The following is a 15,135-nucleotide window of genomic DNA, read 5'->3' as shown; positions in this document are numbered from 1 at the left end:
CGCTAGATCTATCCCAGCTTTAGGGCGTAAAAAATTAGAGAGATTGAAAGATTTACCACAGACTTTTATGATTGAACTATGTTGTTAAATGGTTAAAAGGCGGAATAGATCAGGTTAAATAGCAGTGACGAGATCTTGATAGATGCAGAACTGTGACGAGGTGGCGGCTAGCTGAGCATTCCTGTACATTTGTCTGTAGGAAAGCTTAACGTGGATATACTCGTTAGGGCGGAGGGCATCCCTGAGCCGGACAGGCCGATGTTCACCGATCTGCTGAAACTTTTCCCAGGAGGGTCTGCCACAAACTACGCCCTAAGCGTGCTAAGGCTAGGGCACAGCTCGAAGATCCTAACCAAAGTTGGAAAGTCTCCCATAGTCAAGGCGTTAATGACCCAATTGGCTGAGGAGGGAGTGGGTTTGGACTACTTGGAAGAAGTAAACGAGGAGCCCAACATCACCCTAATTTTCCTTAGAAGCGACGGCAAAGTTTCCATGATAAGGAGGACTAATCCTATCCTATTGCCAACTGCAGAGGACGTTAGCAAAATGAGAGGTATGTTCGACGTAATACACTTCGCATCAATTCCCCCCTCATCTGTGATATACGATGAAGGTGCGAGACTAGTGACCTACGATCCAGGCCCTTACGCGTCAGAATACGGAGGGGAAAAGGTGGACGTTATTTTTGTCAACTCGGAGGAATACAAGAGACTTGGAAGCAGGGTGAACTCTAAGCTAGTGGTGGTTAAGAGAGGGGCTAACGGAGCAGCGGTTTTCGGAGATGGAGTGGAGTGTCAGGGTGATGGGTTAAAAGTAAACGTTCTGGACACCACAGGGGCTGGTGACGTCTTCGATGCAGCTTTCAACGTTAAGTACTCGACTGATTCTGAGGTCTCTGAGGCGCTTAGGTTTGCCATAGTGGCCTCGGCAATTAAGGTTGAAAGGTTAGGCGGGGTTAGCTCCCCGTCTATCCATGAGGTTATGGAAAGGCTCAAAAAGTCAAACGCGAAAATTAATTGTAGATGATTGTATTATTTGTGGACATAGACTACTTTTTCGCCCAAGTGGAGGAGGTCTTAAATCCGAGTTTGAGAGGAAAACCTGTAGTTGTTTGCGTCTACTCTGGGAGAACAAAGGATAGTGGGGCAGTGGCGACTTCGAACTATCAAGCTAGGAAGTTAGGCATCAAGGCTGGTATGCCGATCGTGAAGGCTAAGGAGCTAGGGGAGGACGCTGTGTTCCTCCCCATGAGAAAGGAGATTTACTCAGAGGTCTCAGGACGTATTATGGGCATAATATCAAAATATGGGGATCAGATGGAGGTCTCTAGTATAGATGAAGCCTTCCTGGACATAACCAGGAGAGCAAGGGATTTTCAGGAAGCTGAAAAAATAGCTATGGAACTAAAGAGGGAAATACTTGACAAGGAGAAAATCACAGTCACTGTTGGTATAGGCCCCAACAAGGTTATAGCTAAGATTGTGGCTGACATGAATAAGCCCAACGGCCTCGGGATAGTGAGAAACGACAAGGTTAACGATTTCGTTGAGAAACTGGACATATCCAAAGTACCGGGGATCGGAGGAAAACTGGAGAGCGTCTTGAAGGGACAGGGGATCACAACGCTTGGGAAAGTTAAGCGTGTAAAGTTTGAGGAACTAGCTAGACTTGTGGGGAAGAGTAAGGCTATATACCTCATTAGCCTGGCTAACAACACTTACATGGAGCCTGTGAGGCCTAAGGAGAAGCACCACAAGGGAAGGTACGTTACATTAGGGAAAAACACCAGGGAAATGAAAGAGATACTACCATACTTGAGGAGAGCGATCGAGGAGGCTTTCGCCAAGATTGATGGACTTCCAAGGGAGATCTACGTCGTGGCAATAATGGAGGACTTAGATATTGTTAGCAGAGGAAAAAGCCTCAAGTTCGGAGTTGAGGAAGACAAGGCCTTGGAAATATCCTCTGATCTCCTAAGAAAGATCATAGAGAGCGACAAGAGGAAATTGAGGAGAGTTGGTGTCAGGCTAGGTAAGGTGACCAGATCGTCGTCACTCAGGGACTTCCTCAAATGAGAGGGTCAACTTTCCCCTTAATTTTTGAAGGTTTATCTGTCCATATTTCCTGACGTAATTGAAGTACCCTCTAACGCCTCTCCCGTCTCCCCTAATCTCATCCTTCACTTCCACGTTTATAAAGAGAGGGACGACACTCGACTTTCTTGCCCTCTCTATCCTTATAAGTTTGGATAACGTGTCCATATCGCCCTTCACTTCCTCCGCCTCCACCATCACCTCGTCCCCCTCCACGAGTTTGACGTCGGTCAGTTCCCCATATTTATCCTCCACTATGACGAACCTAGCCAACCTACCGTCCTCCACATCCTCGAAGAAATTGAGACATAGGACGTACTTTCCGGACTCAGCTAATGGGATGACGACTAGAGAATCCCTACCCTTAAGGTAGCCTAGAGACTTTATTTTAACTTTCACAAATTTACCTCATGCTAGAAATAGATGGGTCTTTCGGTGAGGGGGGAGGACAGATACTTAGGACTTCACTTACGCTATCAGCGTTGACAGGAAGGCCCTTCAGGCTTAACAACATTAGGATAAGGAGAAAGAACCCAGGCCTACAGGCACAGCATCTGGCCTCAGTGAAGGTCGCTAAGCTCCTAGCTGACGCGGAAGTCAAGGGAGACTTTTTAGGTTCCACTCTCCTGGAGTTTCGTCCTAAGGAGATACAAGAGGGAGACTTTACCATAGATATAGGCACGGCTGGGAGCGTAAGCTTAGTTTCCGTGACTGCAATTCCGCTCATGATAAACAGGAGAACCACATTGAGAATTTTAGGTGGTACAGATGTTCCTCTCTCCCCTCCCATAGACTACATGAGACTAGTGTATCTCCCTGTAATCGAGAAAATGGGTATTAGAGGAAAGATCAAACTTCTGAGGAGGGGACATTACCCGAAGGGAGGAGGAGAAGTACTCCTTGACAGCTTTAGGGGAAACCCTGTAGACCTTAATCTAAAGGAGTTTGGAACTCTGGTTGAGGTCAGAGGAGTATCTCACGTTTCTTCCCTCCCGGGCCATATCGCCCGGAGGCAGGCAGAAGGTGCCAGGGAGGTTTTAAAAACCTTGGCTGTGCCCATCCACATTGAGGAGGAAGTGAGGGCTGAGGAAAGTACGGGCTCAGGGATAACTCTCTCTGGTATAGGCTCCTCTGTGGTTGGGTCTAGCAGTCTAGGAGAGAGAGGAGTGAGGGCTGAGACCGTGGGGGAGAGATCAGCTAAGGGACTCCTCAAAGTTCTAGAAACTAAAGCGTCGCTGGACGATCATATGTCCGATATGATAATGAACTTCAGCTTTTTCGCTAACCTTAGCTACACAGGTTCGGAGTTCACTGAACACTGCAAGACCAACCTGTCCATAATAAGGAAATTTTTAGACATTGAAGTTTCGCTCAAAGGCGACAAACCGTTCCACATTGAAATCAGAAAGAGGGTATTATAACTACCCTCCCCACAACCTTTCCCTCAAGTAAGTCTGAAATTGCCTGATTTATTTCACTCAATGAGTAAGGGACTGATAGAGTCTTTAGCATTCCCTTCTCGTAAATCCTTACTGCCTCCTTCATGTGGGATAGGGAACCGTACAGGATTCCCTTCACCCTCAGACCCCTTAAAACCAACAACTGCTCCGGTATCCTAAGCTCGCCACCAAATTCACCAATAATTCTCAACTCTCCCGTTCTCCTTAACAGCCAGGGGACGTCCCTCAGACTTTCGTCACTACCAACGTAGTCCAAAATATAATCAAATTTCTTAAGACCAGCCGACTCAGACAGACTGCTTGAGTACTGTCCCTTGGAGAAAATTACCTCATCTGCCCCGAGTTCCCTCGCCTTCCTTAACTTACTCTGGTTTCTACCGACCACCCAAGTTTCAGCGCCCACAAGCTTTAGAAGTTGTATGGATAGAAGAGCTACCTCACCGGTCCCTAACACGGCTACCACATCGCCTTCACTGATTCCCTCAACGCTGTTAACCGCAGTGGTACCGGCATCAGCGAGGGGAGCTACGTCTGCAGGATTTCCCTTAACCGGAACCAAAGGATAACCCTCCGGTTTCTCCATGTAATTGGCAAAACCTCCATTAACGTGGACACCTATCACCTTAAGCCTCTCACAGTATTGGGGAAAACCAGACCTGCACTGCTTACAAACTCCGCACCCCTTGGAGTTGTATAGAAGGTGGGTGTTACCCTGGTCGTCAACTAAAGCTATCTCGTGACCTAAAATTAATGGAGGGGAGACGTTAACATCCCATCCCCAGTCCCCCATTATTATATGAACGTCCCCGTGACAAAGGCCTGTAGCTCCCACCCTTATCGGATTTAATGGGTCTGAAACTTCCTGTAGCTGAAGGGGTTTCCCTCTTTCACTAAAAACAGCGGCTAACATTTACCATCCGGCCTTTAAATACGCATCCCTTTCCCATTCCGTAATGAAACTCTCATAATCCTCGATCTCCCTTCTCTTGAGCTCTAAAAAGGCGCTCACGAGCTTTTCATCAAGGTTATACTTCAAGCTATCCTTATCAAGATTGGACAGTGCTTCCCTCATGTCCCTAGGTATATTTACAACAACGTTGTCTACTTCAGCGTCCAGTCCCTTATCTATGCCTTCCATTCCGGCGTAGATCAATGCGGAAAGCAACAGATAAGAGTTGGACAGGGGGTCTGCCAGCCTGAACTCCACAGATCTGTTCTCCTTCAAGTTACTGGGTATCCTCAAGATATAATGTCTCTCCGTCCCTATCCCTCCCAAGCCGGGCGTGATCACGTCCTTGAATCTCTTGTAAGAGTTTATTGTTGGGGAGGCTATAGCTAGAATACTTCCCAAGTGTTCCAATATACCTCCGAAAAAGCTGTAAGCTGTCTTGCTCAGTCCTATACCCTTAGGGTCATTAGGATCCAGCATCACGTCAGTCCCGTCCGTTTTAGTCAACCTAAGATATATGTCCATACTACTACCTGGGTGGGTGGAGTAAGGTTTAGGCATAAAGGTGGCTAGCTTATTGTGAAGTTTAGCAACGTCTCTAATTACCTCCCTGGCTGTCACCAATTCGTCAGCTGCTCCTAGGGACTCCTTCGCTGAGAATGTTATCTCGTATTGTCCTGGTCCATAGTGCTTGTTTATCATCTCTACCTCAATTCCCACTAGTTCAAGATATTTTATTACATCTTTTAAGAAAACCTGCTGATCCATGAGCCCCTCTGGAGAGAACGCCTTACTGTTGTCCGAAGGTCTTAAGCTCCCCTCCTCCTCCTTTAAGAGGTAAAAGGTTGGCTCAAAAGCTACTTCCAATTTCAACCCTCTCTCCTCCAGTTTCTGGTTTGCCCTCTGCAGGAGGCTCCTGGTGCAATATTTGGAGGGCGTACCGTCAGGGCTAAATAGGAATGATAGCACCCTAGCCGTTCTCTCAAGGTAAGGGATTATCACGAATGACTGAGGATCTGGAAAAGCCAAGGCATCACCATACTCCGTCTTCAGAGGTTTATCTCGGTAGTCCAGAACGAGGAGAGATTCCGCGTAGGGCACTCCAACGTTTCCATTAATCACCTTCTCAAACTCTGCTCTCCTCAGGGATCTACCCCTCACGTGTCCTAGAACATCAATGAACTCAACTCTTACGTAATCCACTCTCCCTGATTTTAACGCGTCCATTAATTCTGGCTTTGACAAATCTATCTCGATATGTGAATTAGCAGAAAATAAAAGCCTTAAATCTGGGATCAGACCTCCTCTCAGCCCCAAAGGCGAAGCTTTCGCCAATTGTAATAACAACTTTAGATACCCATTTAGAACGCTAGAGCCCACGACAGGATAAAGGTTCACGCCACTGAGTTTATTAGCTCTTGGTCAGTAAATATTGTTTAAAGAGTAGAACTTTTTGGTAATTCACGTTGGATACTAAAGTTAATTTAATTCTGCGCCAAAGTTAACTACATGGAACCAGACCTAAATAAGTTGGAGATTATGAACCTAGGTGTTATGGCTTGTCAAAGGAAGAGGACGACACTTGGCAATTACGAGGTATACTTCCGAGTTTTAAGGAGGGATAATGAGAGTTTTTACGTTATCGAGATAAAGTTCATGGGAAGAAAAATCCAGGTGGGCATCTTCACCGACTTCAGTAAGGCCACACTTTTCGCGGGGGAGTGGATCAAATCCCTTCTCTAATACCTGGTTTTTTAACGATATCTAGAACCACGTGATACTTTCCAGGATTAGTGCTCCTAACGATCCTACCGTTCACGGAGCCAGGAAACCTAGACATTGCCTTGACTACTGGATCCTCTCCCCTCTCTACCTTGACTTCAGCGAAAAGGTGCAACGTTCCTCCAGGCTTAAGTTTTTCCATGGCTACCGAATACGCCTCTTTATCCCTTTCTGGTAAAGGAGATATTATTCTGTCTGCCTCCTCTAGTTTCCTCATCTTGCTAAAGGCGTCGCCGTAAATTGGGATCACGCCGTAAGCGTTGTTGAGCTCTACGTTAACCATCATATAGTAGTAAGCGTGAGGGTTTAAGTCAATGGAGTAAACCACCTTCGGTCTTCCGATCTTATAGGAGAGAATCGAGATGGCACCGAACCCTGAAAACATGTTTACGACTATCTCGTCCCTTTTAACAGCTTCAGCTATTCTCCTGTGCTCGAAGGTCAGCTTCTGGGAGAAGAAGACCTTCCTAATGTCCAGGTAGAAGAGAGAGCCGTGTTCTCTATAAAGGGTGTCGCTTCTTTCATCTCCTGCCAAATGGAGATAGGTGGGGAGCCTGAAAGTCCCTCCAACGTCCCTCTTACGCCCCCACACGGACTTCACCTTCGTCCTATCCATGACCTCCTGGGCGTACTTCCTCAACTCGTCTGGGTCGAAGTGGAAGGGAACCGGAATTATGGCTATGTCTCCAACAATCTCAATTTTTTTCCAGAGTTGACTTCTTCCCTCCAATATCCCTCACTATCTCCTGTGCGCTCTCTACATCCTTCAAGCCCACGTTTAAGGGGACTGTGCCGTCGAGAACTGGCTCTCCCCCAACCACCACAGTTTCTGGGACTCCCGTGGAGAAAAGTAGAGTCTCGTAAGGGGAGCTATAGTCCAAAGGATAAAATGGAGGTTCGTTTACCTGGTAGAGGGCGAAATCCGGCGTGACCCCCAGCTCCAGGGGGTAATTTAACCTCAACTGTCTGTAACCCCACAGAGTCCCAGACCTCACTGCCTCTTCAGGTGTCAATAACAGTCTGGAGACAGCGTAGCCTAGCTCCCTTCTAATATCATAACTAAGGCTAAGGTCAAGGGATACTGAGGGGAGTAAGGCGCCCAAGGTGAATTTACATACCTCAATGGACGGGAGGAAAGAAATTCCAAGCTTCCTCTCCCTTATGAACTCCAGATCCCCCCTGGACGCGCCGCCCATACCAACTATTAGGTCATTGCTGGTCAACCCCTTACTTTGGGAAAGGTCAACTAACCTGTCCACTAGGATGGGGACCTTAAACTCCCGTGACAACCCGACCACTTCGTCGGTTTCCTCTTGACTGCAGAGCTTAAAGACAATCCTGGTATCCTGACCTTTCCACCTATCGTAAAGAACCTTGAACTCCCTCTTCCAGTCAGAGGAACCCCAGCTACAGTTCACTGGAACCGCGATGATGGGTCTGATCCCGACCTTTATCATGGCTCTAGCTACGCTCTCCGGGAAAGGATCCGCAGTCACCGCAGTAGTTACTCCTGACCTAAGGAGGTGATATGCCCCCATCATGGACAGTGAGTAAACATCCTTCTGCCCCAACACGGATATAACATCGTTTACATTTTGTCTACCTGAGACTAGGTTATACCTGAAAGGGTATAAGGACAGCACGGTATGCACGGATATAAATCCGGGGGACAGTATCCTATCTTCTCCCCCTAGTATGAGCTCCGCGTCTTCAAATTCCTCTGGCTCCTCCCTTGTGATTGAGACCAGCTTCGAGTTATCTATCCCAAGATATACTCCTCTAAGAACCTCGTCCTTAACGTATGCCAATTTCGCCTTGATGAGGATCTTCAACTCAGGAGAGATTACAAAAAGCGAATTAAGTTTTTGTTGGTTACTAGAACATATGTACATAGAGGCTTTAGAGGAGGAAGCTAAACGCATTCCAGACCTGAAGTCCGAGGTTAGTGAACGCATAGAAGGAGGAGTGATCACAGGTTCCGGAGACTCCTTCGCAGCTTGTCTAGCCCTTGAGGGTAAGAGCTTGGGGAGGTTCAGATGCGTGGATCCCTACGATCTTCTGGATTGGAACCCTCCAAATACCTTGATTATCGTGTCAGTCTCTGCTAAGCCCAAGGTATATCTAGCTTTGGTTGAAAAGCTACGAGGCAAATCTGAGATTGTTCTGGTAACAGCGAGCGAAAACTCCAAGTTACTAAACTTAGTCGACAGGGTGGTAAAGGTGCCCTACCAGCCTGCTCAGACCCTTCCTGGAACTCTTTCATTTGTTGCCACTCTCAAAACGCTTTACTCCTTAGCCGGAATATGGGAGGAACCGGAAAGGGGTAAGCCTATGAAGCTAGGTAGGTCACCCTTCTTCGTGGGCAGAGGAGAGAACTACGGTGTGGCCTACTTTGCCTACTTAAAAATGGCTGAGATATTTGGGGAAATTAGTAACGCAGAGAGATTAGAACAGTTCCTTCACTCTCCGGTCTTCTCTTCAGGAGGGAGAAGAGTTGTCTTCCTCTCCTCCGGAGATTGGCGGGAAAAGACCATAGAGAACTACAATTACGAGAACTTTCTCTTCTCCCCATGTAAATCTTCCTTGTGTAACGCTGAGACCGTAGTACTTTCAATTATTGAAGAAATGAAACAAAGAAATTGGGACAAAATATGGTTCTTAGAAAACAAAAACATCTTAAAGTTTAGCTCGGATATGATATATTAGGTGTCGAGAGTGGTTGACGAGATTGACTTAACTAAACAGTCTGGAGGATGCGGAGCGAACTCCCCTGCAGTAACCTTAATGAAGTACTGGCTTGAATCAGGTGGAAATAGAGAGGTGAAGGTTCTGGCGACTCCTGGGGTACAGTCTGACCAGGTTGAGATGTGGGCTACAGCCATGGGAGAGCAGGGAGTGAAGATATTAAAAAAGGATAACGAAAATAATATGATGGTATACATAATACACCTGCCGTGATATGATGAACAAGCTTAAGTTAGGGTTGATCGCAGGGTTTTCAATCCTCCTGGTCTCCATTGTTGTGTATAGCGTTGGGGATCCTTTAATCAGATTAATCTCCTATCAGGGTCCCGTCCTCTCCGGAGGAGTTCTTGGATGGTACACACTCTATAGATACACACCCCTTGATAAGTATGCGGAAAACCAGGACGGAGAGAACGTACCCGTAGCATCAATTCTGATCAGGAGGAGGGCATGGATGATAATTGTAGCTGGGATAGGCCTGATTGTACCCTGGTTGACTCCATGGGTTTACTCATACACTTTGAACTACCAGGTCCTTTTCGTAGGATCTTTCCTCTCCCAGTTCGTAGGGGGATTCATGATAGGGTACGTTATTACATCGTTGAAGTTCATGGAGAGGTTCATCCTGTATTCCCTAGGCTTCGCGTCGGACCTTTTTTTCGTGCTTTTACTATACATTTATTCCTCCTTGTTTCAGATCTCCCAGACCGTTCTTTTAAATGACGTCTTAGTTTTAGTGTATGGAGTGAAGTTACTGGAAGGAATTGCCTTCGGTCTATACGTAGTTAGGCGAATAAACGCCATATGAATTGGTCCAGGAAACGATGAGATCTCCACGTTAAATACTAAGGCTTCCCCTCATTTGAAAGATCAGCTTTTTACTCCTTCCCCCTGAATTTAGATAGATGAAGGGAAAGGTAGTGCTCGTGGGGGCAGGACCAGGAGACGCTGGGTTACTTACATTGAAGGGGATGGAGATGCTAAAAAGTTGTGACGTTGTGGTTTACGACAGGTTGGTCTCTGAGGAAGTACTTAAACTAGTCAGGGGCGAAGCTGAGCTTATTTACGCTGGAAAGAACTTGGGTGAGTCGCAAAGTCAAGACGCGATAAACCATCTCCTTCTACGCAAGGCCTTAGAAGGAAAATTGGTTGTGAGACTAAAGGGGGGAGACCCTTACGTGTTCGGGAGGGGAGAAGAGGAGTGCTCATTCCTCATCCAACGAGGAGTTCCATGTGAAGTGGTGCCTGGAGTGACAAGTGCCATCGCGGCCCCAGCCTACGCTGGCATACCTGTAACCTCAAGGTGGTTCTCGTCTGGATTTACTGTAGTTACGGGCTCTAAATCTGAAGGGTCAGGCATAGACCTAGATTACATTCCCAAAAAGGGAACACTAATCATTATGATGGGCGTCTCCAAAATAGAGGAGGTCAAGGAGGCACTCCTTAAAGTGAGATCCCCAGATACTCCAGCGGCCATAGTCGAGAGGGGTACCACTCTGCAACAGAGAGTTTTTGCGTGCACCTTAAAGGACCTTGATCAGTGCGTTTTCGAGAACGGGGTTGAGGCACCTGCTGTTATCGTGGTTGGGGAGGTAATTAAATTAAGAGATAAATTGTGGAAGTACCAATAAATAATGGTGGGAACCTTGAAGGATCCTGTTTGCGGAGAGGAGGTCACTCACACTACTTACGTTTACAACTACAAGGGTAAGTCGTTCTACTTCTGCAGTCCCATGTGCATGGCTGAGTTTAAAAAGAGACCTGAAAAATACGCGAAGTGACTAGTTGGTCTTAGCTTATGTTGGCTCTAGATATTGGACAGTGTTGGGTCGAAGCAAATCGGAGTCCTCTCTATGGGTTTATTCTATTCCCAAGTAGATAAAGGGGAAAAATTAACCTTGAGCATCACCCATGACCTGAAAACATTTATATGATGTGCCTTACTTAATCTCATGTACCCGCCTAAGTTCGGATATGTAATACCTGACTCGCTGGATGAGGCAAACGAGTTTCTAGAGACCCATGAGGACGCTAAGGCTTTAGCTGGAGGACATAGCCTTATTCCAATGCTAAAGTTAAGAATTCTGAGGCCTTCTTACTTGGTTGAACTGAAGGGACTCAACGATCTTCACTACATGAGGAGGGAGGCAGGCAAGATACATATAGGTGCTTTAACTACTCACTACGAAATTCTTAAGGGAAACTTACCTCTATTGAGCGAAGCTGCCTCCACAGTGGCTGACCCTCAGGTAAGAAACATGGGGACTATCGGAGGAGTAATTTCTCACCTTGACCCTGCAGCTGACTACCCAGCATCCTTAATTGCTATGGATGCGACGGTGAAGATTAAGGGAACCAAGGGAGAAAGGGAGGTCCCCTTCAAAGATTTCGCCAAGGACATGTTCTCCCCAGATCTGGCGCCAGGGGAACTTGTGAAGGAGGTCATAACCCCGGAGTTCGCAGGGTATACCTTTTCCTACAAGAAACTTGAAAGGAGGGCTGGAGACTACGCCATAGTGGGGGTAGCTGTCCTCATGAGAAGGGAAGGAGACGTGGTCAAGGACTTGAGGATAGGGCTAACCGCTGTAAACAACAAGGCCGTTAGGGCTCTCGAAGCTGAGAAAGTACTCTTAGACAGGGAACCCAATGAAAAGCTGATCGAAGAGGCAGCGGAGAAAGCCATGGGATATGCCAACCCGACCTCAGACATTAGGGGATCAGCTGAGTATAAAAAGAAGATGACGAAAGTAATGACCAAGAGGGCTCTTCTTGAGGCTCTGAAGAGGTGATTTTATGAAAGTCTATGAAAAGGACCAAAAAGTAAAGATCACGTTAAAGGTAAATGGAAAGACCTTAGAGACCGAGGTTGAGCCTAGAAGGCTATTGGTACATGTGCTGAGAGATCTGGGTTTCACCGGAGTACACATAGGATGTGACACCTCCAACTGTGGGGCGTGCACCGTATTAATGAACGGGAAGAGCGTCAAGTCCTGTACCCTACTCGCTGTGGAAGCTAACAATTCCGAAATTGTCACTGTAGAGGGGTTGGCAAAGGACGGAAAGTTACATCCAGTCCAGGAGGCTTTCTGGGACCATCACGCGTTACAGTGCGGCTACTGCACCCCAGGTATGATTATGCAGAGCGTCTGGCTACTTAAGGAAAACCCGAACCCCACTGAGGAGGAAATAAGAGAAGGGATCTCTGGAAACCTTTGCCGATGCACTGGATATCAGAACATAGTCGAGGCTATTAAGGCAGCCTCCGAGAAACTTCGACTAGGTCAGCCTCAGTATCAACATCAATGAGGACTTCTTCACCTGTCTCCACAAAGCATATGTTTTCCATTTTTCTTCTTAGGATATTTTTAGCCCCAACATCTCCTTGTAATTTCTCCACCTCTGAGAAAAGGGCTCTGGAGAGGATCACTGGGTTTCCCCACTTTCCCTTGTAGGTAGGGACGACAGCTACGCAGTTATTGGTATAGGAGCTAACTATTTTCTCAACGATCTCCCTAGTCAGTAGGGGCATGTCGCCTAAGGCTACCAGAACTCCATCTTTATCTTGAAAATACCTCAAACCCAATTTCAACGAAGTAGACATACCTAACGTCCAGTTGGGATTGTAGATGACGATCTCGTCTGGAAACTGCGCTATAATATCCACGGCGTATTTTCCAGCCACAATTATCCTAGGTTGAGGTATTGCCGAGATCACTCTCAACAGTATGGGAACGCCCTTCAATTTCACTAGTAGCTTGTTCTTCCCGAACCTGGTTGAGTCCCCGCCAGCTAGTATAACTGCCCCGATAGAGGTCATCATGAGTACGCCACGTTCTTCACTATTTCCTGGATTACGTTAGGAGTTACAACCTTCTTAAGTACTTCATCCCTCAAGGCCTTCTTGAACTCATCACCGCTAACTAAGTTCCTTGACTCATACTCAAGCCTACTGGAGTTTGCTACCCTCTTTATTAACTCCTCTGCCAACTCATCAAAGTTCATTCCGTTTATTATCTCGCTCCACCTATCAGCTTTCTCAATAAGTAGTACGCTATTGTTGACTAATTTCATGAAATAATTTTTGATATCTCTGTTTAAGGAAACTCTCTGAATTATTAGACCTGTAAACCTTTTTCTTATTAAAGGCGTAGTTAGTAGGACGAAGTAAGATTTACCACCTAGACTCCACGAGTTTGCCCTCTCCGCGACGTCATCACCCGACATCAGAACTGAGTTTCTCAAGGCCTCGGTCATCCACTCTATGAGCTCCTCCTCGTTTATTTCAACCTCCTTACTTACCTGTTCCTTGATCTCCCCCTTTGAAAAGGAACCGTAAACTGAAGTCGTGTTAAACTTCCACGTAGAGAATGGACATATGGTAAGGAGATTCTTGTTTCTCATTGGAACAGGCTTACCGTGATATGTGGTCATAAAGAGTCCTGCGCATTCCTTATCCTTTCCCTCATAACCCAGCTTTCTAGCCCAGCAACCCGCATGGACATCTCCCTGAACTTTATCTTTCAACAATTCATACGCAAGGACTCCTCTATCTCCTGAGAGTTTGTTATAGACGTATAGCCCCTCTGGGCAGAGGAAGTACACGTCTTGTAGGGTTTGCTTTTCTTTTAACTCCTTAATTCTCGCCACATCCTGCTTAGCTCCCTCTACATCTCCTGCTATATATTTCTCGTATCCGCAACACATACCGTCAATTACCCTCACCCTAGGAGATAACTTAATTCCCTCTCCGTGTTCGTAAAGAAACATTAGAAACCCCTCAACCCCTTGCATATCATATTTGGACGCGCACCCAACAAACAACATCACAGGGGCCCTGTTCCTGTACTTGGCTTCAACCATCTTCTCCATTTCCCTAACTCTTAAGGAGACTTTGGGAGTGTCTATGGAACTTGGGTTCTTCCTCTCGGCAAGTGTTGGAAGTACCTCAGTAATCGCGGAGATCTTTATCCCTTCAGGACAAACGTCTTGGCATTCCATGCATCCAAAACAAGCCTCAAATTCCGTATAACCAGTGAATAACCTACTGAACTTCCCAGGAGGGGACCTCGTAAAGTCACGTGTAACCTTATATGCGAGGCATGAGTCTAGGCACTTTCCACAACTGACGCATTTTAAAGCGTCCAGGTACTCAACCTTTATTGGCTGGACTTTCTTGGGTAAGTTCAATTTATTATCAAATTTATTTATTAGAATCTTTTGTAATTCATTATAATCCTGTAAATTGGGGAAGGGGTATGTCCTTGGATTTTTCTTTAAAAACGAAAACAGGTCATCAAGTTTGTCCCTGTCTATGGAACCGCACTGGACGTACATTCTAGAAGGAGAGTTGTAGTTTATAACATATCCCACAGTCCTTTCAAGGAAGGGTAGATCATGGAGTGTATCCGACCTTAAACAAACTGGTATCTTACCGGGAGTTAGGGTCTTCTCTATTTGAGAGGACAGCTCCTTTATCAGCTCCATTGTATCTAACGATCTTTCTTTCTTATTCACGAGGCTAGAATATATTGTAGGAACATAGTAGAATACCTCTCCGTCCTTTCCAACTATCCCAGCCCAAGAGAATTTCGACTCCTCTCTTGTCTCTATTAACTCGCTGTAGTTCACCGCGAGTAAGGAAACTGACATGTTATCCTTCAATTCATGAACAGTCTTTCTAAAATTTACAAATCCAAACTTATAGCTTCCGAAGCCTGACCCGTTGGTCGCAACAAAACCTCCGACTGTGCCCTCAAGGTATAAGGGGAAAAGGGCCGGGAACAGCCCGTCCCTTGAAAGCCTTTCTATCAAGTCCTTAAAGCTTACCCCAGATGGGACCAATAATCTTGAGTAGGTTCCGCTGTTACTTTCAATTCTGAAAACGCTTCCATCTTCAAAACGGGAGGGAGGAGAGATCACCTTAGGGTTCATGAACTGCAGTATAGAACCTGACATGGACGTCCCCTTGCCTACTATAACCTCCCTCTCCCCCTGGATCAACTGTTTCCGTACAGTATCCAAACCCATTACGGACAAGGCCCTACTGAAGATGGAAGCGTCTAATAGCATCTGAAGATCAATAAATCTTTGGATTTAAATTTGTTTA

The 15,135-nt window shown here is 46.3% G+C and carries 18 protein-coding genes; 11 read left to right on the top strand and 7 right to left on the bottom strand.

Annotation, left to right across the window (positions count from 1 at the left end; all coding sequences use genetic code 11):
• The first annotated feature begins 189 nt into the window (after positions 1-189).
• Both GWK48_RS09400 and GWK48_RS09395 read left to right on the top strand, forming a co-directional pair.
• The gene (locus GWK48_RS09400; protein ID WP_246263795.1) at positions 190-1,026 is read left to right on the top strand and encodes a PfkB family carbohydrate kinase; all 837 of its coding nucleotides are present in this window, start codon (positions 190-192) and stop codon (positions 1,024-1,026) included.
• Complete coding sequence (locus tag GWK48_RS09395; protein WP_174631678.1) at positions 1,023-2,075, top strand: Y-family DNA polymerase; 1,053 nt, start codon at positions 1,023-1,025, stop codon at positions 2,073-2,075. The genes GWK48_RS09400 and GWK48_RS09395 overlap by 4 nt, the downstream gene beginning before the upstream one ends.
• Here the strand turns inward: GWK48_RS09395 and GWK48_RS09390 are convergent.
• Positions 2,052-2,492 (bottom strand): hypothetical protein, encoded by a 441-nt coding sequence (locus GWK48_RS09390; protein ID WP_174631670.1) that lies wholly within the window; start codon positions 2,490-2,492, stop codon positions 2,052-2,054. The two genes, GWK48_RS09395 and GWK48_RS09390, sit on opposite strands and share 24 nt — an antisense overlap.
• A gap of 11 nt (positions 2,493-2,503) precedes the next feature.
• Between GWK48_RS09390 and rtcA the strand changes: the two genes are divergently transcribed.
• Positions 2,504-3,514 (top strand): RNA 3'-terminal phosphate cyclase, encoded by a 1,011-nt coding sequence (rtcA, locus tag GWK48_RS09385; protein ID WP_174631669.1) that lies wholly within the window; start codon positions 2,504-2,506, stop codon positions 3,512-3,514.
• On the opposite strand, the gene GWK48_RS09380 is transcribed toward rtcA, so the two are convergent.
• Both GWK48_RS09380 and GWK48_RS09375 read right to left on the bottom strand, forming a co-directional pair.
• Positions 3,495-4,463 carry an alcohol dehydrogenase catalytic domain-containing protein gene (locus GWK48_RS09380; RefSeq protein ID WP_174631668.1) on the bottom strand — a complete coding sequence of 323 codons (969 nt, stop codon included), beginning with the start codon at positions 4,461-4,463 and terminating at the stop codon, positions 3,495-3,497. The two genes, rtcA and GWK48_RS09380, sit on opposite strands and share 20 nt — an antisense overlap.
• Positions 4,464-5,747, bottom strand: coding sequence for a glutamine synthetase family protein (locus GWK48_RS09375; RefSeq protein ID WP_174631666.1), 1,284 nt, complete (start codon positions 5,745-5,747; stop codon positions 4,464-4,466).
• A 264-nt stretch (positions 5,748-6,011) separates the two neighbouring features.
• Between GWK48_RS09375 and GWK48_RS09370 the strand changes: the two genes are divergently transcribed.
• Positions 6,012-6,245: a hypothetical protein gene (locus GWK48_RS09370; RefSeq protein WP_174631664.1), complete on the top strand. Its 234-nt coding sequence runs from the start codon at positions 6,012-6,014 to the stop codon at positions 6,243-6,245.
• Here the strand turns inward: GWK48_RS09370 and taw21 are convergent.
• Together taw21 and GWK48_RS09360 are read right to left on the bottom strand one after the other, a co-directional pair.
• Positions 6,229-7,014, bottom strand: a complete 786-nt coding sequence (gene taw21, locus GWK48_RS09365) for a tRNA 4-demethylwyosine(37)-methyltransferase Taw21 (RefSeq protein ID WP_425487478.1) — start codon at positions 7,012-7,014, stop codon at positions 6,229-6,231. The two genes, GWK48_RS09370 and taw21, sit on opposite strands and share 17 nt — an antisense overlap.
• Positions 6,980-8,116 carry an amidohydrolase family protein gene (locus GWK48_RS09360; protein WP_174631662.1) on the bottom strand — a complete coding sequence of 379 codons (1,137 nt, stop codon included), beginning with the start codon at positions 8,114-8,116 and terminating at the stop codon, positions 6,980-6,982. The genes taw21 and GWK48_RS09360 overlap by 35 nt, the downstream gene beginning before the upstream one ends.
• Positions 8,117-8,168: 52 nt before the next feature.
• Here GWK48_RS09360 and GWK48_RS09355 point away from each other — a divergent pair, with 52 nt between their 5' ends.
• The 7 genes from GWK48_RS09355 to cutC all read left to right on the top strand — a co-directional run bounded on the left by GWK48_RS09355 (position 8,169) and on the right by cutC (position 12,335).
• A complete protein-coding gene (locus tag GWK48_RS09355) occupies positions 8,169-8,990 on the top strand; it encodes a phosphoheptose isomerase family protein (RefSeq protein ID WP_174631660.1) in 822 nt (273 codons plus the stop codon).
• Positions 8,991-8,999: 9 nt separating this feature from the next.
• A complete protein-coding gene (locus GWK48_RS09350) occupies positions 9,000-9,242 on the top strand; it encodes a hypothetical protein (RefSeq protein ID WP_174631658.1) in 243 nt (80 codons plus the stop codon).
• Between the two features lie 4 nt (positions 9,243-9,246).
• Positions 9,247-9,837 (top strand): hypothetical protein, encoded by a 591-nt coding sequence (locus GWK48_RS09345; protein ID WP_174631656.1) that lies wholly within the window; start codon positions 9,247-9,249, stop codon positions 9,835-9,837.
• A 97-nt stretch (positions 9,838-9,934) separates the two neighbouring features.
• Positions 9,935-10,660: a uroporphyrinogen-III C-methyltransferase gene (cobA, locus tag GWK48_RS09340; protein ID WP_174631654.1), complete on the top strand. Its 726-nt coding sequence runs from the start codon at positions 9,935-9,937 to the stop codon at positions 10,658-10,660.
• 15 nt (positions 10,661-10,675) lie between these two features.
• Positions 10,676-10,810, top strand: a complete 135-nt coding sequence (locus GWK48_RS09335) for a YHS domain-containing protein (RefSeq protein WP_246263794.1) — start codon at positions 10,676-10,678, stop codon at positions 10,808-10,810.
• Positions 10,811-10,981: 171 nt separating this feature from the next.
• Entirely contained in the window at positions 10,982-11,818 is an 837-nt protein-coding gene (cutB, locus tag GWK48_RS09330) for a glyceraldehyde dehydrogenase subunit beta (RefSeq protein ID WP_174631650.1), read from the top strand.
• Between the two features lie 4 nt (positions 11,819-11,822).
• Positions 11,823-12,335, top strand: coding sequence for a glyceraldehyde dehydrogenase subunit gamma (gene cutC / locus GWK48_RS09325; RefSeq protein ID WP_174631648.1), 513 nt, complete (start codon positions 11,823-11,825; stop codon positions 12,333-12,335).
• Here cutC and GWK48_RS09320 read toward each other — a convergent pair.
• A complete protein-coding gene (locus GWK48_RS09320; protein WP_174632731.1) occupies positions 12,280-12,846 on the bottom strand; it encodes a nucleotidyltransferase family protein in 567 nt (188 codons plus the stop codon). The two genes, cutC and GWK48_RS09320, sit on opposite strands and share 56 nt — an antisense overlap.
• Positions 12,846-15,098 carry a 4Fe-4S dicluster domain-containing protein gene (locus GWK48_RS09315; RefSeq protein ID WP_174631646.1) on the bottom strand — a complete coding sequence of 751 codons (2,253 nt, stop codon included), beginning with the start codon at positions 15,096-15,098 and terminating at the stop codon, positions 12,846-12,848. Before GWK48_RS09315 ends, GWK48_RS09320 begins: the two co-directional genes overlap by 1 nt.
• Positions 15,099-15,135: the final 37 nt, after the last annotated feature.

Origin of the sequence: Metallosphaera tengchongensis, assembly GCF_013343295.1 — an archaeon.
Classification (GTDB): Archaea; Thermoproteota; Thermoprotei_A; order Sulfolobales; family Sulfolobaceae; genus Metallosphaera; species Metallosphaera tengchongensis.
This window is presented reverse-complemented; position numbering and strand designations above follow the sequence as displayed.